22 protein-coding genes and 1 tRNA gene are annotated in these 21,326 nt (G+C 62.2%); 8 read left to right on the forward strand and 15 right to left on the reverse strand.

Annotated features, from left to right (window positions below):
- Window position 1: 1 nt before the first annotated feature.
- From GGR20_RS10885 to GGR20_RS10920, 8 genes are all read right to left on the reverse strand, one after another.
- Window positions 2–1,090, reverse strand: a complete 1,089-nt coding sequence (locus GGR20_RS10885) for a thiohydantoin desulfurase (RefSeq protein WP_183311293.1) — start codon at window positions 1,088–1,090, stop codon at window positions 2–4.
- Window positions 1,090–2,343, reverse strand: a complete 1,254-nt coding sequence (locus GGR20_RS10890) for a Zn-dependent hydrolase (RefSeq protein WP_183311294.1) — start codon at window positions 2,341–2,343, stop codon at window positions 1,090–1,092. The genes GGR20_RS10885 and GGR20_RS10890 overlap by 1 nt, the downstream gene beginning before the upstream one ends.
- Window positions 2,340–3,701, reverse strand: a complete 1,362-nt coding sequence (locus GGR20_RS10895) for a hydantoin-5-propionate amidohydrolase (protein ID WP_183311295.1) — start codon at window positions 3,699–3,701, stop codon at window positions 2,340–2,342. The genes GGR20_RS10890 and GGR20_RS10895 overlap by 4 nt, the downstream gene beginning before the upstream one ends.
- A gap of 18 nt (window positions 3,702–3,719) precedes the next feature.
- Window positions 3,720–4,472: an ABC transporter permease gene (locus GGR20_RS10900; RefSeq protein WP_183311296.1), complete on the reverse strand. Its 753-nt coding sequence runs from the start codon at window positions 4,470–4,472 to the stop codon at window positions 3,720–3,722.
- Window positions 4,469–5,401: an ABC transporter ATP-binding protein gene (locus GGR20_RS10905; protein ID WP_183311297.1), complete on the reverse strand. Its 933-nt coding sequence runs from the start codon at window positions 5,399–5,401 to the stop codon at window positions 4,469–4,471. The genes GGR20_RS10900 and GGR20_RS10905 overlap by 4 nt, the downstream gene beginning before the upstream one ends.
- Window positions 5,398–6,588 (reverse strand): ABC transporter permease, encoded by a 1,191-nt coding sequence (locus GGR20_RS10910; RefSeq protein ID WP_183311298.1) that lies wholly within the window; start codon window positions 6,586–6,588, stop codon window positions 5,398–5,400. The genes GGR20_RS10905 and GGR20_RS10910 overlap by 4 nt, the downstream gene beginning before the upstream one ends.
- Before the next feature lie 155 nt (window positions 6,589–6,743).
- Window positions 6,744–7,655: a glycine betaine ABC transporter substrate-binding protein OsmF gene (osmF, locus tag GGR20_RS10915; protein ID WP_183311299.1), complete on the reverse strand. Its 912-nt coding sequence runs from the start codon at window positions 7,653–7,655 to the stop codon at window positions 6,744–6,746.
- A gap of 55 nt (window positions 7,656–7,710) precedes the next feature.
- A complete protein-coding gene (locus tag GGR20_RS10920; RefSeq protein ID WP_253560173.1) occupies window positions 7,711–9,294 on the reverse strand; it encodes an aromatic amino acid lyase in 1,584 nt (527 codons plus the stop codon).
- Window positions 9,295–9,567: 273 nt separating this feature from the next.
- On the opposite strand from GGR20_RS10920, the gene GGR20_RS10925 reads away from it, so the two are divergent.
- The 3 genes from GGR20_RS10925 (at window position 9,568) to GGR20_RS10935 (ending at window position 12,705) form a co-directional block, all read left to right on the forward strand.
- Entirely contained in the window at window positions 9,568–10,572 is a 1,005-nt protein-coding gene (locus tag GGR20_RS10925) for a LysR family transcriptional regulator (RefSeq protein ID WP_183311301.1), read from the forward strand.
- 64 nt (window positions 10,573–10,636) lie between these two features.
- Window positions 10,637–12,028 (forward strand): FAD-containing oxidoreductase, encoded by a 1,392-nt coding sequence (locus GGR20_RS10930; protein ID WP_183311302.1) that lies wholly within the window; start codon window positions 10,637–10,639, stop codon window positions 12,026–12,028.
- A 62-nt stretch (window positions 12,029–12,090) separates the two neighbouring features.
- Window positions 12,091–12,705 carry a nucleotidyltransferase family protein gene (locus GGR20_RS10935; protein ID WP_183311303.1) on the forward strand — a complete coding sequence of 205 codons (615 nt, stop codon included), beginning with the start codon at window positions 12,091–12,093 and terminating at the stop codon, window positions 12,703–12,705.
- Between the two features lie 9 nt (window positions 12,706–12,714).
- Here the strand turns inward: GGR20_RS10935 and GGR20_RS10940 are convergent, their stop codons facing one another.
- From GGR20_RS10940 to GGR20_RS18705, 4 genes are all read right to left on the reverse strand, one after another.
- Entirely contained in the window at window positions 12,715–12,942 is a 228-nt protein-coding gene (locus GGR20_RS10940; RefSeq protein WP_183311304.1) for a tautomerase family protein, read from the reverse strand.
- A 28-nt stretch (window positions 12,943–12,970) separates the two neighbouring features.
- Window positions 12,971–13,384, reverse strand: a complete 414-nt coding sequence (locus GGR20_RS10945; RefSeq protein WP_183311305.1) for a VOC family protein — start codon at window positions 13,382–13,384, stop codon at window positions 12,971–12,973.
- A 90-nt stretch (window positions 13,385–13,474) separates the two neighbouring features.
- Window positions 13,475–13,960: a bacterioferritin gene (gene bfr, locus GGR20_RS10950; protein WP_183311306.1), complete on the reverse strand. Its 486-nt coding sequence runs from the start codon at window positions 13,958–13,960 to the stop codon at window positions 13,475–13,477.
- Window positions 13,926–14,237: a (2Fe-2S)-binding protein gene (locus GGR20_RS18705; RefSeq protein ID WP_183311307.1), complete on the reverse strand. Its 312-nt coding sequence runs from the start codon at window positions 14,235–14,237 to the stop codon at window positions 13,926–13,928. Before GGR20_RS18705 ends, bfr begins: the two co-directional genes overlap by 35 nt.
- A 149-nt stretch (window positions 14,238–14,386) precedes the next feature.
- Here GGR20_RS18705 and GGR20_RS10960 point away from each other — a divergent pair, with 149 nt between their 5' ends.
- Entirely contained in the window at window positions 14,387–15,277 is an 891-nt protein-coding gene (locus GGR20_RS10960) for an alpha/beta hydrolase (protein WP_183311308.1), read from the forward strand.
- Here the strand turns inward: GGR20_RS10960 and GGR20_RS10965 are convergent.
- Window positions 15,207–15,932: a DUF599 domain-containing protein gene (locus tag GGR20_RS10965; RefSeq protein WP_246349558.1), complete on the reverse strand. Its 726-nt coding sequence runs from the start codon at window positions 15,930–15,932 to the stop codon at window positions 15,207–15,209. The two genes, GGR20_RS10960 and GGR20_RS10965, sit on opposite strands and share 71 nt — an antisense overlap.
- 109 nt (window positions 15,933–16,041) lie before the next feature.
- Window positions 16,042–17,079 carry an aldo/keto reductase gene (locus tag GGR20_RS10970; RefSeq protein WP_183311310.1) on the reverse strand — a complete coding sequence of 346 codons (1,038 nt, stop codon included), beginning with the start codon at window positions 17,077–17,079 and terminating at the stop codon, window positions 16,042–16,044.
- A gap of 243 nt (window positions 17,080–17,322) precedes the next feature.
- Here GGR20_RS10970 and GGR20_RS10975 point away from each other — a divergent pair.
- A tRNA-Met gene (locus GGR20_RS10975) sits at window positions 17,323–17,399 on the forward strand.
- A gap of 293 nt (window positions 17,400–17,692) precedes the next feature.
- Window positions 17,693–18,106, forward strand: coding sequence for a hypothetical protein (locus GGR20_RS10980; protein WP_183311311.1), 414 nt, complete (start codon window positions 17,693–17,695; stop codon window positions 18,104–18,106).
- 188 nt (window positions 18,107–18,294) lie between these two features.
- Here the strand turns inward: GGR20_RS10980 and GGR20_RS10985 are convergent, their stop codons facing one another.
- Window positions 18,295–19,416 (reverse strand): 5-methyltetrahydropteroyltriglutamate--homocysteine S-methyltransferase, encoded by a 1,122-nt coding sequence (locus GGR20_RS10985; protein ID WP_183311312.1) that lies wholly within the window; start codon window positions 19,414–19,416, stop codon window positions 18,295–18,297.
- 130 nt (window positions 19,417–19,546) lie between these two features.
- On the opposite strand from GGR20_RS10985, the gene GGR20_RS10990 reads away from it, so the two are divergent.
- A complete protein-coding gene (locus GGR20_RS10990; RefSeq protein WP_183311313.1) occupies window positions 19,547–20,593 on the forward strand; it encodes an aromatic ring-hydroxylating dioxygenase subunit alpha in 1,047 nt (348 codons plus the stop codon).
- Window positions 20,590–21,324 carry a GntR family transcriptional regulator gene (locus tag GGR20_RS10995; RefSeq protein WP_183311314.1) on the forward strand — a complete coding sequence of 245 codons (735 nt, stop codon included), beginning with the start codon at window positions 20,590–20,592 and terminating at the stop codon, window positions 21,322–21,324. The genes GGR20_RS10990 and GGR20_RS10995 overlap by 4 nt, the downstream gene beginning before the upstream one ends.
- Window positions 21,325–21,326 lie beyond the last annotated feature (2 nt).

Raw genomic sequence — 21,326 nt, forward strand, 5'->3', positions numbered from 1 at the left:
CTCAGTCCTCCTTGGCCAAGGCATAGCGGGCCAGCTCAATCCCCATGGTCCTTTCGACATGCGGATAGACCGAGGGATCGAGCACGCTCGAAGACAGTGGAATGATGGATTTGGGGACATGCAGCACAAAGATCTGCATGCCCTCCTCAAGCTGGCCGACGCTAAGGGGTTCGCCATCCCTCGAAAGTGTGGTGATGACATCGGGGAAGGTCGCCTGACGGGCGCCGTCGCGGTCTTCGACGGCCATGTATTCGTTCATGACGTGCAGCACAGCGCCATTTTCTAGCGTGACCGTCCCGACGTCGAAGGCCTCGCTGGTATAGGTCACTGCCTTTTTGGCGATTTTGCCGTCAACCAGGATCGCCCCGCCCGTGGTCTTGACGATGGCATCGATAATGGCGCTGCCGCCCTTGCCTTCGGCCGCGATGATCGCCTCGCCGAGCTTCAGCGCCAGCGAAATGCCACCCAGGGCTGCATGGTCGCGGACATAGCTGGCGCGCACCGGGTTGCGGCAGGAGGCAATAAACCCCCCGGACATGTCCGAGGCGGTGCGCAGGATCGGGGATACCTTGGCGGTGGAGCCGCGGGTGACCAGCTCGATATAGCGGTTTTCCTCGCGATTGCCGCCCACGGCGGTCTGGATCATCGGTTCGGGCGAGCCGGCCAAGCCGATCGAGCCCATGTCACCTGTGGGATGCGCGCGGATGTCGCCCACGGCGTCAACCACCTTCAGCCCAAGCGCGGCCGATGGCAGCCAGCCATTGAGCGTCGAGGACTTGCCATTCTGACCAACCATCAAGCCTGCCAGCTTCTCGCCCAGCGCGTCCTGGAGCAATTGCACCGCCTTGATGTAATCAACGCCACGCATTTCCCAGGCCGTGGTTGAGGCCGGGGCGCCGATGGCGGCTGCCGTCGCGATCCAGTCACGATCGGCCAGTTCCTCTACCGAGACCAGTTCGGGCTTGCCGATCGAGACCGCCGCATAGCCCAGCATGCGCCCGTGATCGGCCCAGCCGCCGCCGCCCGCTGCATAGACCGAACCGCCCTTGACGGCCGCTTCCACGTCTTTTTCGGAAAGGATGCGTCCCATTATGCTGTCTCCTGGAGGTCTTTATCGAGCCGCCGCACCGCGTCGAGCAGCACGGCCGCGCCAAGCGCAATGTCCTCTGCATTTGCGGATTCTTCGGGGGTATGGCTTCGGCCCTCGACACAAGGCACGAAGATCATGGCGGCCTTGGTGATGCGCGCCATCCATGCCGTGTCATGTCCGGCTCCGGAGGCCATGCGGCGATGACGGGCGCCGGTGGCGTCGCAAGCAACGTCCAGCGAGGCGAGGACACCGGCGTCGCAGGGCGTCGGCATATTGTCCGAAAGGACGCGCGGCTCCGGCACGGTGACGCCGGTTTGGGCAGCGATGCCGGCCACCCCGTCATGCAATTGGGCGAGGAAATGCTCCATGTCGGTGCGGCGTTCGGCCCGGGCATCGATCAGCATGGTAACCCGCGCTGGCACCACATTGGCGGCATTGGGTTCCATGCGGAACTCGCCGACCGTGGCCGCGAAGTGGAATTCGCCCGCCGCCAGATCGGTCGCGAAACGCTCGACAGCCAGGGCGATCCAGGCGGCGGTTGAAAGCGCATCCTTGCGACTGCCCATGGGGGTGGTTCCGGCATGGTCGGCTCGGCCCTCGACCACAATCTCGATGCGGGTGATGCCCGCAATGGCGGTCACCACACCAATATCGAGATTTTCGCTTTCGAGCACCGGCCCCTGTTCGATATGGAGTTCAAGGAAGGCGGCAATGTCGTTGCGCGTTATCTGGGCCGCCGTGTTGCCGCCAATTTCGGCTATGGCATTGGCAAGGGTGACGCCCTCGCTCTGTCGGTCGAGCCAGGCTTCGGGGCGGGTTCCGGTGATGCCGCGGCTGCCGACACAGGAGACGCCGAAAATCGAGACTTCTTCGGCAAGGAAGTCGATGATTTCCAGATCATGGTCGAGTTCCATGCCGTTGTCCGCAAGGGCGCGGGCCACTTCGAGGGCGGCCGATACTCCGGCGATGCCGTCATAGCGGCCGCCCTCGGGCACGGTGTCGGAATGAGAGCCGAGCATGATCGTTCCGAGGCCCGGTTTCCGGCCCTTTCGCGAGCCGATGAGGTTTCCGGCAGCGTCGATGTGCGTGGTGAGGCCGGCGGCCTCAAAGCGTTGCGCCACCCATTCGCGGCCCTTGAGGAACATGGGCGTGAATGCGCGGCGGGTATAGGGACGGTCGGGCTCGGTGATATCGGCCAGAGCCGAGATGTCTTCATCGATCCGCGCGGCGCTGGTGGGCAGGTTGCGGGTCATGCGCTCGCCTCGGGACGCACAAAGCGACCTGTGCCTGGCTCAGATAGAACTTCCTTACCATCAAAGACTTGTTGGCCACGCAGCCATGTTCCGGCGACAGACCAGGGCAGTTCGATGCCGTTATAGGGGCTCCAGCCGACGACGTTATGGCCGCTGCGGGCCGCGTCATAGACCTGCGGGCGATTGACGAGAACGGTGATGTCGGCGTCCTTGCCGGGCTTCAGCGCGCCCTTGATGTGGTCGAGGCGGAAGTGGCGGGCGGGGTTTTCGGCCATCAGTTTGGCGGCCCAGGTCAAGGGCACGCCATGGTCCAGAGCCCCCTTGATGAACAGCGGCACCATCACTTCGAGGCCGGGGACGCCCGAAGCATTGGCGAGCATGTCAGGATTGGTCTTGCGATCCTCGGACCAGCTCACGTGATCGGTCGAAATCAGGGTGACATTGCCGGCTGCTACATGCTGCCAGAGGTTTTCGACTTCGACGCGCGGGCGGATCGGCGGGTTGATCTTGGCCTTGCCGCCGAGGCGGGCGACGTCATTTTCCTCGTCCAGCGTCAGATAGTGAATGCAGCACTCGATGGTGGCGGCATAACCCTGGTCGCGATAGGTGCGGGCGATCTCGTAGCCGCGCCCCAGCGAGCAATGCACGACATGGGCGGGACAGCCAGTTTGGGCGCCCGTTTCGTAAATCTGCAGCGATGCCAGGAGTTCGGTGAGCGGCGGACGGCTGAGGGCATGGGCGCGATAGTCGGTGATCCCTGCGGCCTTGACCTTGGCCATGGCGGCGCGGACCATTTCATCGTCCTCGTTGTGAACACCTGCTGTGAGGCCGGTCCTGGCGACGGCAGCAAAACACTCTTCAAGCAAAGCAGGGGGGATGCGCGGAAAGCGGATTGGGTCGGTGCCGAAGGTGGAGAATTTGAAGGCGGCAACGCCGGCTGCGGCCTGTTCGGCGATGCGCGTGGCACCCTCTTCGGGATTGATGGTGCCGTAGAGAGCGAAATCGACAAGGGCCTGCGGGCCGGCATGCTCGACCTTGATACGGACCGCATCGGCCGAGCAGACCAGATTGCCCTCGTCATAAGGCATGTCCACGATGGTTGTGACGCCGCCGGCCGCCGCCGAGCGGGTGGACCAGATGAAATCTTCCTGATTTTTCTGGCTGAGCGAATGGGTCTGGGCGTCGATGGCGCCGGGCAGGATCATGGCAGTGCCGAGATCGTGGCGGTCCAAAGCTTCGGGGCCAGCGCCCTCGCCGACCAAAGCGATCTTGCCATCGCGCACGGCAACATGGCCGCGCTCGATGACGCGGTCCGGAAGGACGATGGTGCCGGTGAGGCTGAGGTCGAAGTCGGACATGGTCAAGTCTTTCCGTTCTCAGGCGTTGGCGCGCGCGCCCTGGCCGGTGCGGCGGGTCAGTGCCCGTTCGATGGCCGAGAGGCCGTCGTAAATCAGCACAGCGAGTGCGCCCACAATAAGCCCGCCTTGCAGCACGAAGGCGGTGTTGCTGGACAGAAGCCCGGCGATGATGACTTCACCGAGCGTGCGCGCCGCAACGGTGGAGCCGATGGTGGCGGTGGCCAGGGAAATTACCGTTGAGAGGCGCACTCCGGCGAGGATGATCGGCAGGGCCAAGGGTAGCTCAACGCGGACAAGACGTTGCCTGCCGGTCATGCCCATGCCGCGTGCCGCTTCGGTCACCGTGGGCGGAAGCCCGGTGAGGCCGGTCAGGGTGTTTTCAAAGATTGGCAGGAGGCCATAGAGAAACAGGGCCACCAGCGTCGGTGCCGTGCCAAAGCCGAGCATGGGCACGGCAAGGGCCAGCACCGCAACAGGCGGAAAGGTCTGGCCGACATTGGCAAGGCTCCGCGACAGCGGCAGGAATTCGGCGCCAAAGGGACGCGTCACCAGGATAGCGAGGCCGACCGCGACGGTGGTGGCCAGAGCTGTGGCAACCGCCACGATCAACAGGTGGTTGAGTGTAAGGTCGAGCAGGCTGCCCTGGTTGTAGATGATCGGCTGATTGTTCTTGGTCAGGGGTTCGAAGAGAAAGGCGAAGCTTTCCGGGCTGACCAGAAATGCCACCAGCAGGGCCAGGACGAGGAGGCGGATGACAAGGCCAATGCTCATGACGGCCTCACAGCGCACCTGGCCAGATCGGCGCGGTTGATACGGCCGACCAGTGTGCCATTGTCCATGACAGGCAAGGCTTCGCGCCCCGACCAGAGGCATTCGGCATAGGCCTCGCGCAGGCTGGCAGTGGCGGCAATCGGTTGGCCCGCAGCTTCGCCGGGTTCGACCAAAGAGCTCACCTTTGCCAGCGAGAGCAGCCGGAAGGGACGGTCGCCGCCGATGAGCTCAGCGACGAAATCAGTGGCCGGATTGGCGATGATCTCCTCGGGGGTCGCATATTGCAGCAATTCGCCGCCGTCCATGACAGCGATGCGGCTGCCCAGGTGAATGGCCTCTTCCATGTCATGGGTGACCAGCACCACCGTAGTGTTGAACCGTCTCTGGATGGCAAGCAGGTCGTCCTGGGCCTTGGCACGGATGACCGGGTCGAGGGCGCCAAAGGGTTCGTCCATCAGGAGGATATTGGGTTCGGCCGCCAATGCGCGCGCCACGCCGACGCGCTGCTGTTGACCGCCCGAGAGTTCATTGGGCATGCGGTCACGAAATTGAGCCGGGTCGAGCTGGAACAGCGAAAGCAGTTCGTCGACCCGATTGGCGATGCGGGCCTTGTCCCAACCAAGCAGATGCGGGACCGTGCCGATATTCTGCCCCACGGTGCGGTGGGGAAACAGACCGTGGCCCTGGATGGCGTAACCAATGCGGCGGCGCAGTTCATAGGCGGGAACCTCGCGCGTATCCTGTCCGTCAATCAGCACCTTGCCAGAGGTCGGCTCGACCAGCCGGTTGACCATGCGCATCAGCGTGGTCTTGCCCGAACCGGAGGTGCCCACAATGGCGCAGAGTTCACCCGCGCCGATGGTCAGGGAGACCCTGTCGACCACCGTCGTCTGGCCATAGACCTTGGTCAGCTCCTGGATTTCGATCATTGGGCACGCTCCCTGGTGCTGACCATTTCGACAAAGGCATCGAGGACTACGGCGGCGGCAAAGGCCAGGGCGACGGTGGGGACGGCGCCGAGCAGGACCAAATCCATGGCGGTCTGGCCAATGCCCTGGAACACGAAGACGCCAAAGCCGCCGCCGCCGATCAGCGCGGCAATGGTGGCAAGACCGATATTCTGGACCAGCACGATGCGAATGCCGGTGAGGATCACGGGAAAGGCCAGCGGCAGTTCCACTGAAAACAGGCGCTGCCGATTGGTCATGCCCATGCCCCTTGCCGCGTCATTGGCGACCTCGGGCACATTGACCAGGCCCACCACGGTGTTGGAAACGATGGGCAGCAGCGAATAGGCAAAGAGCGCCACCATCGCCGGGGCGATGCCGATGCCCGAGATGCCGATGGCCGATGCGCCCGGCACATTGGCCGCGACCCAGGCCAAAGGAGCAATGAGTAGCCCGAACAGCGCGATGGAGGGGATGGTCTGGACGATATTGAGGGTATTGAGCACAGCAGCGCGCAGCGGTTTGACGCGATAGAGCAGGATGCCCAGCGGCACACCGGCAAGGATGGCGATGGCGACCGACCCGAAGGCCAGAAGCAGATGGGTGCGGGCCTCGGCCCAGAAAGCCGGCGCGCGATTGGCGAACTCCTTGAGGATCGACAGATCGTTCCAAGCGCCACTCCAGAGCAGCGCTGCCATCGCCATCCCGACCACGGCGAGGATACCGATGCGCTGCCATGGACCGAATTTAAGCCGCGTGAGGGCGTCGGTGACCAGCAGTGCGAAGGCAAAGGTCAATAGCCAGAACCCGGCGCCAGGTGACACCCGGGCAAAGGTGTTGTCAGGGGGCGTCAGAAACGTCGCCGACTGGCCGATCAGGAAGAAGAGCGTGGCCAGCACCAGGAAGCCGACACCGAGCTTGGCGAGAGGATTGACGCGCAGCAGCATGGTCCCGACGCCGATCAGCAGGACAAGACCGAGCAGGACCACCGAGGGAGAGCCGAGGGCGGATGGGATCAGCAGCCCCTCGCCCAGAACAATGCGATTGGCGCGGAAGACGGCAAAGGGCAGAAAGACGCCGGCGGCAGCGATCAGGGCGATCAACACGCCGAGCTTGTCGAAGGCCGGCCAAGCCGCACGGCTTTGGCTCGTGGTATCAGCGGTCGTCATAAGGCCCCCTCGCGCCTCCTGGCAGGCATGGCGTCATCAGGACGCTGTCGAGACTGTCCCGGCATATCGAGACCGCCCGCAGCCAGCGGGGTGGCGCGCATCTGACGCCGCCACCCCAGCCGGCAAAGCCTCCGCCAGCGGCGAAGGCCGAGGGCTCAGCTCAGAAAGCCGTTGGTCGTCAGGAAGTCGGTGGCCACGCTGGACGCTGCCTCGCCGCCAACCTGCACCCGGCCATTGAGCTCCTGCAGAGTTTCGAGCGTCAGCGCCTCGAAGACCGGGGCCAGCAATTCCTCGATCTGGGGATATTGGTTGAGCACTTCCTCACGAATGATCGGGGCAGGCTGATAGACCGGCTGCACACCCTGATCGTCCTCCAGAACCCTGAGGCCAGAGGGTGCAATGCCACCGTCCGTGCCATAGACCATGGCCGCATTGGCGCCATTGGTGCCCTGTGCGGCGGCGGCGATGGTGGCCGCGGTGTCGCCACCCGAGAGAGTAATCAACTGGTCGGGGGAGAGGGTGAAGCCATAGACTTCCTGGAACTTGGGCAAGGCGGCCGGCGAGTTCACGAACTCGGCGGAGGCCGCAAGCACCACTTCGCCACCGCCGGCAACATATTCGCCGAACTGGGTGAAGGTATCCAGGCCATTGGCCTCGGCCACGTCCTGACGGATGGCTACCGCCCAGGTGTTGTTGGCGGGCGACGGGGTCAGCCAGACGATCTGGTTGGCGTCGTAATCGAGCTTCTTGGCTTCCTCGTAGGCCGACTGGGCATTGTTCCAGAGCGGATCATCGGCCCGTTCAAAGAAGAAGGCCGCATTACCGGTATATTCGGGATAGATGTCGATTTCGCCCGCGGTGATGGCTTCGCGGACAATCGGCGTGCCACCGAGCTGGATCCGGTCTTCGACCGGGATGTCGTTGGCTTCGAGCATCTGCTTGATGATGTTGCCAAGGACACCGCCCTCTGTGTCGATCTTGGAGGAAACGACCACTTGCGCCTGTGCGGCGGACATGGTCATCGCAAGCGCGGCGGCGGCGCTGACGAGTGTTTTCGTTAGGCGCATGACTCTCTCCTTTGTGAGCCGGAATGGTCCGGCTGTCCCTACCCTTTAAGCACTGTCACTTCGTGACAGTGGTCGTTCCGTTCCCGGATTGCGGGCCGAGCGCAAAAAACTCGTCCAACTCCATAATGCCAGAATGTGAGATCAGTTCGCCGACAAAGTCATCGGAAGCCAGCGCCGCTTCCACCGCCTCGACTTCGGACGAGAGCGGACGGTCTTCACGATAGAAAGCCGCGTGCTGGCGAACCAGTTGATAAACCATGCCGGGCACATTGCCCGGAGTGTCCCCGGAAATGTCCATCGCCTGGGCGGCAAGCAGACCCTCCAGGGCAGCAAGGCGTCGCAATGCGCCAGCCTGCCGCTCGAACCGCTCTACGACCAACGGCAGGAAGGCCGCTTCGTCCTCAAGTCCATTGGCGACCACGAGAGACTGCGCGGAGATCGAATTGGAGAGCGACAGGCAGCGCACGAACAATTCACCCGCCAGCTTGATGATCGGTCCAAACCCGGTTGCGATTGCGCCCGGCGCCACCAGGTTGACCGGCAGATCGCGGCGCCCACCATTGCCTAGCAGCACGCAGCGATTGAAGGAATTGCGAGCGACATGGGCCAGCGCCAGTTGGGCGGTTTGCAGGAACACCGTGACATCGAGCGGCAGCGATCCGCCGGAGGTGAGCACCTGGCCGCCGGCAACCACCGGATTGTCGTCGGTCCGGCCGGTGGCGGCCAGAACCGTGCGACCGGCAACCGTCAGGCTTTCAAAGGCGGTGGCGAAAACCTGGCTCATCATGCGGATCGAGAGCGGGTCCTGCACATGTGTCCCGGTGGGCCAGTCCCAGCCCATGGCGTTGAAATAGAGCCAGGCACCGATACCGGCCTCGCGCTCGGTGCCGACATGGGCAACCGCTTTCCAAGGATCGCGGGAGGCACCCAGCGCCCCGGCCGTGGTGAGGCCGGTTGCCAGCAATACGCGAACCGTGGTGGTGGCCTGGCGGATGGCGCGTATGGCCGCGGCATAGCCGACGGCATTGGTCGAGACTGAAGCGAGGCTGTCGCGCGGCGCCAGCTTGAAAGGCTTGAGGCCGGCGCGCGCCATGGCCTCGGCGGCCGGCAGACGCTCGCCGGAATGATAGGCTTCCCCGACCCCGGTCAATACGGCACCGATCTGCCCCATCAATCCAATATCGGCGCAGCCAATCGAGCCGGTACGGCGCACGACCGGAATCACATCCGCCACAAGCAGCCTTTGAAAGGCTGAGACCAAATCCGGCGTACACCCGACGCGCCCGGTCAGCGCCATATTGATCCGGATCGCCAAGGCGTTGCGAACGACCTCAAGCGGAAAGGCGCTGCCCGTGCCGAAGTGGTGGGCGCGCACAAGACCCGTGCTGAAGGCGTCCAGATCGTCCTCGGACCAGGAAATATCCTTCATGGCCCCCACCCCGGTCGTGGCACCATAAACCGGCCGCCCTGAACCGATAGCGTCTTCCATGACCTCGCGTGCCTTGTGCACGCGCTCAAGCGCCGATGCTTCCGGCACGATCAATGCTCTGCGAGAACCAATTCGCACAAAATCAGCAAAGCTGAGCGGTTTGCCCTCAAGCCGGATCGTGTCTGTCGGTAAGGCGAATTGCGCGTTCACGTCGTCGGGGTCTCCTTGCAGGGGCGACGCTATTGGAAATTTTAGAACCATGGGATATCCCAAAAGCTGAACAGGCTATGTTCTATCAATGAGCACGCCATTTGGGTGCTCAACACAAGGGCATCGAGATGGACACTTCGACCTTGATCCTGGTCGATATTGTTTTGAACCAACGTAGTCTGCGCGGTGCGGCGCGGCTTTTCGGCCCCGTATTCTGCAGCTTTAGCTCGCTGCGAAAGCGCGCTGTCGACCAGTTTCTGCCAGCGGGCCGGCTTGGATCTGGCCTTTACCCTCGAAGCCAATCGTCTCGCACCATTAATCGCAGAGGCGGCCCGGTTGGCATGCGGCCTCTATGCCGCTGAAGCCAATCCTTTCGCATCCACCGTCAGACTGCAAGCACTGGGGCGATTTGTCGAGGTGGCGGAGCGGGGCAGTATCCGGCAGGCGGCGCGTGCCCTGATGCTGGGGCAGCCGCGATTGTCCAGGCAGTTGGCTCATCTCGAAACGGCGCTTGGGCACACGCTGCTCAAGCGGGGCACCGGCGGCACGGTGTTGACGGAAACGGGCCTACGGCTCCGGGAAGATTGCGGCAGGTTGCTGCAGCTCTGGGGACAGATATCGAGAACCTCCGAGGACCGGTTTCGTCGCGCCCAGGCCACCGTCAGGCTGGGCTCGATCATGCCGCTTGGATATGAAAGCGAGATCGCTCGGCAATTGGCAAAGCTGACGGCGAACTGGGCTGTCTCCCGTCCCAAACAACCGCTGTTTATCAGTTCCAACACGGCCGAGGAGCTGTTGCGAGGGCTCACAAACGGCACCTTCGACGTGGTGCTGCTCGATACCGAGAAATTGCCCGAGGATCTTGAGGGTGCGCCCATAGCGGCGTCGGGCCTGGCGGTTGTGGGCGCGAAAGGCAGTGATATCGCGGTGGCGTTGCGCAACCAGCCCATTGCACTGCCCAGTCCACGCAGCGGGCTGCGGCTACGCATCGACACGGTTTTGGACATGACCTTCAATGACACCGAAAGAGACCAGCTGAGCCTGCTGGAGATCGACTCCATCCCGGTCATTCTGAACCTGGTGCTGCATTACGGCTTCGCATCCGTCCTGCCGCTGGCGTCGGTCGCCGCCATCCGCCCCGCGCTGCACAGTATACCACTGCCTTCGGCATTCGACATGCAATACTGGCTTTGCTGGCTCAGATCTGCGGGGCGCTCGGCCGCCGGAATGGCGGTTCTCGACACAATCGAACGTGCAACCATGCCCGCGCCCCAGTGATTGTGCCTGCAACGACAATGTATCGCGGCCCTGCAAGAAGGGCCGGAGAAGGGGACCAGCTGCCATGACGAAAACCTTTGATGCGATCATCATCGGAGCTGGCCAGGCCGGCCCGCCCTTGGCCGCGAAACTGACGGCGGCCGGCCAGACCGTGGCGCTGATCGAGCGCGAGCAGGTCGGCGGCACTTGTGTCAACACAGGCTGCACCCCGACCAAGGCCATGGTGGCCAGCGCGAAAGTCGCCCACTCAGTTGCCCATGCGCAGGAATACGGGATCAGCATCGGCGGGACGGCGAAAGTCGACTTCGACGCAGTCTTGCGCCGCGCCCTGGCCATGAGCGCGAATTCCCGCAACAGTCTCGAATCCTGGCTAGATGGCATGGACGGGTTGACCCTGGTGCGCGGTCATGCGCGCTTTACCGGACCGAAGCGCATCAGCGTGGGCGGGGACAGCTATGAGGCCGAACAGATCTTTCTCAATGTCGGCGCGCGTGCTGCCATTCCCGATATACCCGGTCTCGATCAGGTCGATGTGCTGACCAATTCGGACCTGTTCTGGCTTGAGGAACGTCCCCAGCATCTGGTGATTGTCGGCGGTAGCTATATCGGACTTGAGTTCGCGCAAATGTTCCGGCGCTTTGGATCTCGGGTGACCGTTGTCGAGCGCGGCCCGCATCTGGCCGCCAAGGAGGATCCGGAGATCTCCGAGGCGATCCGCGACGTGCTGGAAACAGAAGGCATTGCGGTGCGCTCCAACGCCGATTGCATCCGTTTTTCGCGCTCGGATGCCGGGCCCGTCGTGGGGGTGGACTGCACCTCCGGCGAGCCCGAAATCTCGTGCTCACACATTCTGCTCGCGGTCGGCCGCCAACCAAATACTGACGATCTGAGCCTCGACCAGACCGGGGTGGAGATCGACGAGCGTGGCTTTGTTCGGGTCAATGATCGCCTGGAAACCAACATTCCCGGCATCTGGGCCCTGGGGGACTGCAACGGGGAAGGCGCGTTCACCCACACCTCATATAATGACTATGAAATTGTTGCGTCCAACCTGCTTGATGGCGGCGACCGCAAGGTCTCGGACCGCGTCATGAGTTACGCTCTGTATATCGATCCTCCGCTGGGCCGGACCGGACTGTCGGAAACCGAGGCGCTTGCGAAGGGCCACACGGTCCTGATCGGCAAGCGCCCGATGACCCGGGTGGGCCGCGCCAAGGAAAAGGGCGAAACGCAGGGCTTGATGAAAATTGTCGTGGACGCCGACACCCGCGCGATCCTTGGTGGCGCAATATTCGGGACCGGGGGCGATGAAGCGATCCACTCCATCCTGGACATGATCGAAATGGGGGCGAAAGTGGATGCGCTCACCAACACCATGCACATCCACCCCACGGTCGCAGAACTGGTCCCAACCATTGCAGGGGCATTGGCCCCGGCTTCAGACGCAAGGAAGTAGGCGCGCACTGCCGCTGTTCCGGCGCCGGTCCCAATGGCCGCGAATCGGAATAGGCTCGGGGCATGGTGGATTATCTTTGTCTTGCCGGGGCCGGTCGGGACGCGCAGAAGCGGGCGCTGATCGAGATTTTGCGCACCCAGCGGCATCTCATGGCCATCCTGGAGGGCATGCAGGCCCTTGGCCTACCTGATCCGCTGTTGGGCTCGGGGGCGATCTACAACAGCGTCTGGAATGTGCTGACCGGGCGACCAGCGCTAACGGGCATCAATGATGCCGATGTGGCCTATTTCGACGGTAGTGACCTCAGCTATGAGGCAGAGGACCGGGTGATCCGGCGCGTGGAGCATTACTTCCGTGCCATGCCGCTCCCGGTTCAGGTGCGCAACCAGGCGCGGGTGCATCTTTGGTTTACCGAACGGTTCGGTATGGCCTACCCGCAATTGCGCTCAAGCGCCGAGATGATGAGGTATTTTGCGACGAAGACGCATGCCGTGGCGGCGCGGCTAGAGCCGGATGGCGAGATTTCGATCCATGCGCCATTTGGGCTCGATGATCTGTTTTCATTTCGTGTAACACCCAATGCGGTCCTGCCGAACCGGGAAACGCATGAGCGCAAGGCCGAGCGGGCCAAGGCGATCTGGCCGGAATTGACTATTGTGCCCTGGCCCGAGGAGTAGGATGCCGGACTAGGGCTCTTCTTTCCCCGTCCTTGCCTCTCGTTCCTGCCAAAGCTCGGTCAGCGACTGGCCCTTGCGGCCCCAATTGTCCGTTTCCACCTCGTCAATGACCACGAAGATGTATTCGGGGTTTCGGCCCAATTCCTCGACCAGCACGTCAGTCATACGGCGGATGACAGCTTTTTTCTGTTCGGTCGAGGCAATCCCGTTGGCGATTTCGAGTCTGACGATCGGCATGATGAAGGCCTCCTGGTTGCGCTGGTTTTCAGACGGTTGGTTCGACGACCACGGAAGGCGCAGAGCGGGTGTTGGGGCCGTGAAAGACCGCCTCGATATTGTTGCCGTCGGGGTCGAGGACGAAGCAGGCGTAGTAGCCGGGATGGTAATGGCGCTCGCCGGGCGGGCCGTTGTCCCGGCCGCCAGCGGCCAGGGCGGCCTTGTAGAAGGCATCGACAGTGGCTCGATCCCTGGCCTGGAAGGCCAGGTGAATATGGCTGGGGGTGGCGCGGGCATTGAGCCCGTCGACGAAGAGTTCGTCAATCTGGAACCAGCCCTCGCCGCGCGCGGTGAGGGGGATGCCCAGAACCGCCAGGGCTTTCTCATAGAAAAGGCGGGCGGCGGCGACATTGCGGGCCCGCAAATGGACATGGTCGATCAGGCGGCCGGTGTGAAACTGCATGGGAAAAGACCTTTCGGGCTGCACAAATGAAAACCGCCCGGATCATGCCCGAGCGGTTTATCATTGTCTGGCAGGAAAATCGGGCAAGGCCTATTCGGCGTCGTCGGCCGGGGCGGAATTGAGCTGGCCGTATTTTTCCGGGCCGATCTTGTCGAGCAGTTCAAGCTGGGTTTCGAGGAAGTCGATATGGCCTTCCTCGTCGGCCAGCAGTTCCTCGAACAGGTTCTTGGAAACGTAATCGCCCAGTTGTTCGCAAAGTTCGCGGCTGGCCTTATAGGCTGTGCGGGCATCATATTCGCCGGCGAGATCGGCCTCGAGCACTTCCTTGATGGTTTGGCCGATGCGCAGGGGCGCAACGCGCTGCAGGTTGGGGTGGCCTTCGAGGAAGATGATGCGTTCGATCAGCTTGTCGGCGTGGTGCATCTCTTCGATAGATTCGGCGCGTTCCTTGGACGCCAGGCGCTTATAGCCCCAATCGTCCAGCAGGCGGTAATGCACCCAATACTGGTTGACTGCGCCGAGCTCGAGGAAAAGGGCCTCGTTAAGCCGCTCGATGACTTGTGCTTCGCCTTTCACGACGTACTCCGTTCCGTTGCTTTTTGAGCTTTTCCAGCCCCGACTGGAGTTCGACCAGTTCGGCAGGCTGATGGGCTTGCTGTGCGTGATAATTTTCGGTGACGCGGACGATAATGTCCACCACATTCGGGACACAGCCGGAGCATTTCGCACGACGGTTGAGCTCTGCATAGACCTTTGCGGGCACGACAAGCTGCCACGGATCGGCCTTGAGGAGGTCGAGCACAATGTCCTCGATCTCCTTGCTGGTAATCATGTTGCACTGGCAGACAAGCATGGCGGGGCTATATCAGGTTCTCAACGGGCGGGAATAAACGCCGCTCATTCCTGAATGTCAACGTCATAAATTGCCGCGCGGCTCAACTTTGCCCGCACGGCAGCGGACAGAGCGAGGAACGAAACTCATTGGGCGCTGACACGTAATTAATGGACCTCGTTCTCAGGAGCAGACCGATCCAACTCGCAGATATCATCAGCGCACTGGTCCCCAAGGACGGTTCCTCGCGGCGCGTTGCACAAGGCCTGTCCTATGGAGCAGGGCCGCGCCGGAAACTCGATCTTTACCGGCCGCGCCGTCATGGCGAGGGGCCCCTACCAGTGGTGGTGTTCTTTTATGGTGGCGCCTGGAATTCGGGCAGTCGCACGCACTACGGCTTCGCCGCAAGGGCGCTGGCGGCATTGGGATATCTCGTCGTGGTGCCGGACTATCGGCTGGTGCCGGAAATCGAGTATCCCGCATTTCTTGAAGATTGCGCGGCCGCGGTGGGCTGGGTCAGCGACAATGCTGCCAGTTATGGTGGCGATCCGGAGCGCCTGGTGCTGGCCGGGCATTCAGCCGGGGCTTACAATGCCGCTTGCCTGGCGCTCGATCCGCGCTGGCTGGCACCGGCGAAGCGCGCGGCGGTCGTTGGCGTGATCGGGCTGTCCGGACCCTACGACTTTTATCCCTTTGACGGACCGATTTCGCAGCGCGTGTTCGGCCAGGCAGACAATCCGCGCCAGACGCAGCCGATCCATCATGTCGGGCCCGATGTCGCACCCAAACTGCTGATTACCGGAGGACGGGATGATCTGGTGCTGCCGCGCAACAGCGTCAATCTGAGTGCTGCGTTGGAGCGGGCCGGTGTGCACAGCAGTCTGCGGCTTTATCCGCGCCTCGGCCACGCGGGAACCCTCTTGTGCCTGAGCCTGCCCTTGCGCTGGATGGCGCCGGTTTTGAAAGATTGCCGCGCCTTTCTGGCTGACGTCACAGATCCCGGGATGGGGCCGGGCGATCCGAGCGCGGGGGAGCATCGCGCCGCAACCGCGCGGCAATGAGCGCGGCGGAGGCGGCCGTGCGGTGCGCCGAAGAAAAGAACTCGCGATGCGCCAGGATCAGCACGGTGACCAGGCATACGGCGATGGCCAGCCATTCAGAGACGAACCAGGCAACGGTGGCGACGGAGAAATAATAGGCGCGGATGCCGGAATTGAAATTGCGCGCGCCCAGCCCGTTCATCTGGGCGATGGCGTCGATTTCCTCTTCGGTGGCGTCGCGATCATGTTCGAGGGCGCCGAGCATGATGCAGAAATGGTTGAACTGGCGCAGCGACAGGGTGAAGGCGAAAAAGGCCATGACGAACATGGCGAGCATGACGCCGAGATGGATCTGCACGTCGAGCACCGAATAGGTGCGTTCAAGCGAGAGGGAATCGAGGGCCTGCATCAGGGTAGGAAGCTGACCGAAGACGGCAAACACCGCCAGCACCAGCAGCACCGAGGTGGAGGCCAGAAAGCTCACCGAGCCCATGATGTTGCCTGACAGGATGGCGTCGAAGGGGCTTTCGCGCCGGGTGGCATTGGCGACCCAGCGGCGGCGCTGCATGTTCATGATGACGGAAAGCGAGGGGCGCGCCCGCTCGATCAGCGGCACGATGATATTGTACGCCAGATAGGCCAGTAGCGGAAAAACCGAGGTGAAGAGGGTCGTCAAGGGCTGGCTCCGGCGCTGGGCTGATCGGGCCCGACTATAGCGCCACCACCCGCCTGCACCAGACCGGAAACAGAAAATGGGCCGGACGAACCGGCCCATTCGGTGTTCATCAGAGCGGGCGCGGAAAGCGCCGGTGGGTGGCGTCGATATCGGCCAGCACTTCTGGCGACAACGTTACGTCAACGGCGCCGAGCACCTGGGTGAGCTGCTCGGTGCTGGTGGCCCCGATAATGGTCGAGGTGATGAAGGGCCGGGTGCGGCAGAAGGCAATGGCCATTTGTACCGGGTCGAGGCCATGGCGCGCGGCGACCTCGTGATAGGCATGGGTGGCGGCGTCGGACTGTTCGTTGAGGCGCCAAAACCCGTTCTGATAATCCTTGCGGCTGCCCTTGGGGGTAGCGCCGTCGAAATATTTGCCCGAGAGCATGCCGCCGGCCAGCGGCGAATAGGCCAGCAGGCCCACGTCTTCGTGATGGCTCAGTTCAGCCATGTCGTGATCGAAGATGCGGCGGATCAGGCTATATTCATTCTGCACGGACACGGCGCGGGGCAGGCCCTTTGCCTCGGCCAGGCGCACCCATTGGGCTAGGCCCCAGGTGGTTTCGTTGGAAAGGCCGAAATGGCGGATCTTGCCCTCACGGACCAGATCGCCCATGGCGCCGAGCACGTCTTCCATGTTGGCCAGGGCGTCGGCCGTGTCCTGCTTTTCGGGGGCATAGCGCCAGTAACTGTCGAAATTATAATGGCCGCGGCTGGGCCAGTGGATCTGGTAGAGATCGACATAGTCGGTCTTGAGGCGCTTGAGGCTCCCCTCGATCGCCTCGCGCACCGAGGCGGCGTCCGGGCGGCGGCCATTGCGGATATGGGCATTACCGCCCCCAACGATCTTGGTGGCCAGCACCCATTTGTCGCGGTCGCCATTGGCGGCAAACCAATTACCGATGATCTCTTCGGTGCGGCCACTGGTTTCCGGGCTGCCGGGGACGGCGTAAACTTCGGCGGTATCCATGAAGTTGATGCCGGCATCGCGCACCATGGCGATCTGGGCATGGCCCTCGGCCTCGGTGTTCTGGCTCCCCCAGGTCATGGTGCCGAGGCAGATATCGGTGACCGAAACGTCTGTGCGGCCGAGCTTTTTCAAGTTCATATGCGGTATTCCCTAAGCCCTTGGCGTGAATCGCGGCGGACCCTAAACCAGCAGGCTCTGGTATGGAAGATGTTCAGCGGCATTTACCGATGAACCAGCTTTTCCACAGGGCTGAGCCCGGCGATCGGGCGCTTTTGTCGGTAGCGTCAAAAAAGCGTCACGGAAAGCGCTGGAGGGGGTTGAGGTCTACCGGTTCACCCCCTATATAGCCCTCACACCGCGCCGCAAGGCTCGGATGTTTGACGCGGGATGGAGCAGCCCGGTAGCTCGTCAGGCTCATAACCTGAAGGTCGCAGGTTCAAATCCTGCTCCCGCAACCAAAGAACCCCAGTAACTCAGTCGAGTTGCTGGGGTTTTCCTTTTGTGGTTTTGCGGTGCGCGCCGTTTCGGCCCGGGTGTCGAAAACTGGCCGTCTGTTGGCGACTTGGAGCCAGGTTCCGCGCTGAAAAGCGGTCATTGATAGTAGTTGGGTTGCGTAATACACTTCTGGCGTGGTGTCTGGCTAAGCTTGCTCTCAGCAGCAGACATTCACCTCTGCTGGGAGAAATCTGGCCTGCGTAGTGCATTCTCTACACCCAACGACAACAAGTCATTCCAAGGGAGGGAATTAGAGATGGTTACCAAGAGCATTGCCGGTTTGGTGTTGGCTGGAGCACTTTTGTCATCCAGCGCCTATGCAGACGATCACGGCGGATTGCCGGATCAAAGCGTCTTGCCCTCAGATGTCGTGAAGGTCAGCGATGTCGTTCCCATGATGGGAGAGCACTGGGCCAACCCTGCAAATCTGCCGCTCGGGCCAATTTACTGCGTGCATGAGGGCAAAGTTGTCTGCATCGAGTACATGATGTCGCAAGAGGACTTCATGAACGGGACATCATGGACGGATCTCTCCGGGCTGACAGATCTCCCCTCGATCAATCATGTCGATCTGACGTTCGAAGCCGAAGGGCACGAGGGGTACGAGATTCCTCACTACGACCTGCACATCTACTTCATCTCCCCGGAAGACAAAAAGCAGATCAAATAGGCGCAATGCGTTCTGCGCGCAGAGGACGTCAGATGCCAGCAGCGAGACGTCCAGCCCATCTGGAACGGTTTCCGAAGCAGATGCTACAGAGAATGCAGGGCCACGATTGCTGCGCGCGTTCGCACAAAGAGAATCCCAGTAACTCAGTTGCTGGGATTTTCGTTTTTGCAGCGTAGCTACAGCACTACTTACACCTCGCCCCATATGGCTTCGGCGGTCTTGACCAGGAGGTCGAGCTTGCGGCGCTGGTCGTCCAGGGTCAGGTCATTGCCTTCCTCGGTCGAGGCAAAGCCGCATTGCGGGGCGATGCCGAGCTGGTCGAGATCGGCATATTTGCCTGCTTCGTCGAACTTGCGTTTGAGATCGTCGATGTTCTCGAGCTCGGGTGTCTTGGTGGTGATGAAACCGGGCAGCACGCGCTTGGTGCCCTTGGGCAGCAGGCGCAGCGGCTCGAGACCGCCGGCGCGATCGGTGTCGTATTCCATGAAATAGATATCGACATCGGTCTGGTTGAAAATGGCGTCGGCGGCGGGGTCATAGGCGCCTTCGGCCACCCAGGTGGATTTGAAATTGCCCCGGCACATATGCATGCCGATCAACATGTCGTCCGGGCGGTCAACAATGGCGTCATGCATCATCTTGGCGTAGCGCCCGATCAGCCAATCGGGGTCTTCGCCATTGGCCTTGCGCTCGGCGCGGATTTTCGGGTCACAGAGATAGGCAAAGAAGATGTCGTCCATCTGCAGATAGCGGCAGCCGGCATCGTAGAAAGCCTTGACCGCATCCTTATAGGTGGCGGTGATGGCCTCGAAATAGGCTTCGGCATCGTGCTTGTATTCACTGACGGCGATATCGTCGTCGGCAATGCGGAAGTGAATGGCGCTGGGGCCGGGAATGGAGATTTTCGGCGTCACCTTGGTGTTGGCAGCGACGAATTTGTAGTGCTCGAGCATCGGGTGATCGGCGGGGAAGCTGAGCTTGTCGCTGATCACGGGCACGTCCTGCCTGGTGTGGACGCCGTGAAACTGGATGCCGCCGCCTTCGCGCTGGATCACGTCGAGGCCGTTGAGCATGCCCATGAAGTCGAAATGCCACCAGGCGCGGCGGAATTCACCATCGGTCACCGCCTTGAGGCCGGCATCTTCCTGCATCCTGATGACATCAATGATCGCCTGATCCTCGATGGCGGCGAGTTCCTCGGCGCTGATCGACCTGTCCTCGAAGTGGGCCTTGCGGGCCTGCTTGATGCTGTCGGGGCGCAGGAACGAGCCGACGACATCGGCGTGGTAGGGCGGCTTGGCAACGGCCATGGGAGCTCCTCTCGGGGGTTCTTGATTTTGCCAGCAGTGATGGCCGCTCGGATCCGGTTTGGCAATGGCCCTCTTGATTTCTGTATACAACTGGTATTCTTTGGCGCGAACAAGAGGAGGACTCTGAATCATGGCTGGCCCCACTTTCCCGCTCAATACGTGGTATGCGATTGCCTGGGATGTCGAGGTGAAGCGCGATTTGCTGGCGCGCACCATCTGCAACAAGCCCGTAGTTCTCTATAGAAAGCAGGATGGGACGGCGGTTGCGCTGGCTGATGCCTGCTGGCACCGGCTGTTACCGCTCTCGATGGGCGAGCTCTATGGCGACAATGTCATTTGTGGCTATCACGGCCTGGAATTCGACGATACCGGTCGGTGTGTATACATGCCGTCGCAGGACACCATAAATCCCTCAGCCTGCGTCAAATCCTATCCGCTGGTCGAGCGGCACCGATTCATCTGGCTCTGGATGGGCGATCCGGCACTGGCCGATCCCGACCTGGTGCCGGATCTGCACTGGAACCAGGATCCGAACTGGGCCTCAGACGGCAAATATATCCACGCCAAGTGCGATTATCGCCTGGTGGTCGACAACCTGATGGACCTGACGCACGAGACCTATGTGCATGGCTCGTCCATCGGCAATCGCGCGGTGGCGGAAGCGCCTTTCGAGGCCACGCATACCGACCGCACCGCCACGATTACCCGCTGGATGAAGGATATCGACGCACCGCCGTTCTGGCGCGGGCAGCTGGGTAAGCGGGGCAATGTCGATCGGTGGCAGATCATCAATTTCCAGGCGCCCTCGACCATCGCCATCGATGTGGGCGTGGCACTCACCGGCACCGGCGCGCCGGAGGGCGACCGTAGCCAGGGCGTCAATGGTTTCGTGCTCAACACCATGACGCCGGAAACCGACAAGACCTGCCATTATTTCTGGGCCTTTGCGCGCAATTACAAGCTCGACGAACAGGCGCGCACCCATGATTTGCGCGAGGGCGTCGCCTCGATTTTCCGCGAAGACGAGCGGATTCTCGAAGCCCAGCAGAAGGCGATCGACGAAAACCCCGATCATGTCATTTACAACCTCAATATCGATGCCGGCTCGATGTGGGCCCGTCGGTTGATCGACCGCATGGTCGAGCAAGAAAACGCCGTTCAGGCGGCGGCGGAATGAGCGGCATGTCGGGCCGGGCAGCCCAGTCACAACGCGCCCTGATGGGGGTGCGCGATCTGATCGTCTCGGGAGAATTGCGCGCCGGCACGCGATTGTCCGAGCTGACGCTGGTCGAGCGGTTGGGCATTTCGCGCACCCCATTGCGGGCGGCTTTGGCGCAACTGGGTCAGGAAGGGCTGGTGGAGGCCATTCCCTCGGGCGGCTATGCGGTGCGCAGCTTTTCGCGCGATGAAGTGATCGACGCCATCGAATTGCGTGGAACGCTTGAGGGGCTGGCGCTGCGCCTGGCGGCCGAGCGCGGCGTACCTCCGGCGCGAATGGGCGAGTTGACGCGGTTGCTTGAAAGCATTGACGAGGCGCTCAAGGGTGATGTCGCCGACATGGACTTTGACGGCTATGTCGATCTCAATGCCGCGTTTCACGAAAAGCTGTGGGCGCTGGCCAGCCAAACCATCCGCCGAGAGATTGAGCGGGTGACCAGCCTGCCTTTTGCCTCACCCAGCGCGTTTCTGGACAAGCAGGCCAATGTTGAAGCGTTCCGGCGCTCGCTTTACGGTGCGCAGACCCAACACCGGGCAATGGTGGAGGCCATTTCGCTGCGCGAAGGCAGCCGCGCCGAGGCGCTGGCGCGCGAGCATGCGCGGCTGGCCCGGCAGAACCTGGAATTCGTGCTCGATCAGGATCGCAGCCTCATCCGCCGCGTGCCGGCACTGTCATTGGTAGTGGGGTAAAT

Source organism: Devosia subaequoris, assembly GCF_014197055.1.
Classification (GTDB): Bacteria; Pseudomonadota; Alphaproteobacteria; order Rhizobiales; family Devosiaceae; genus Devosia; species Devosia subaequoris.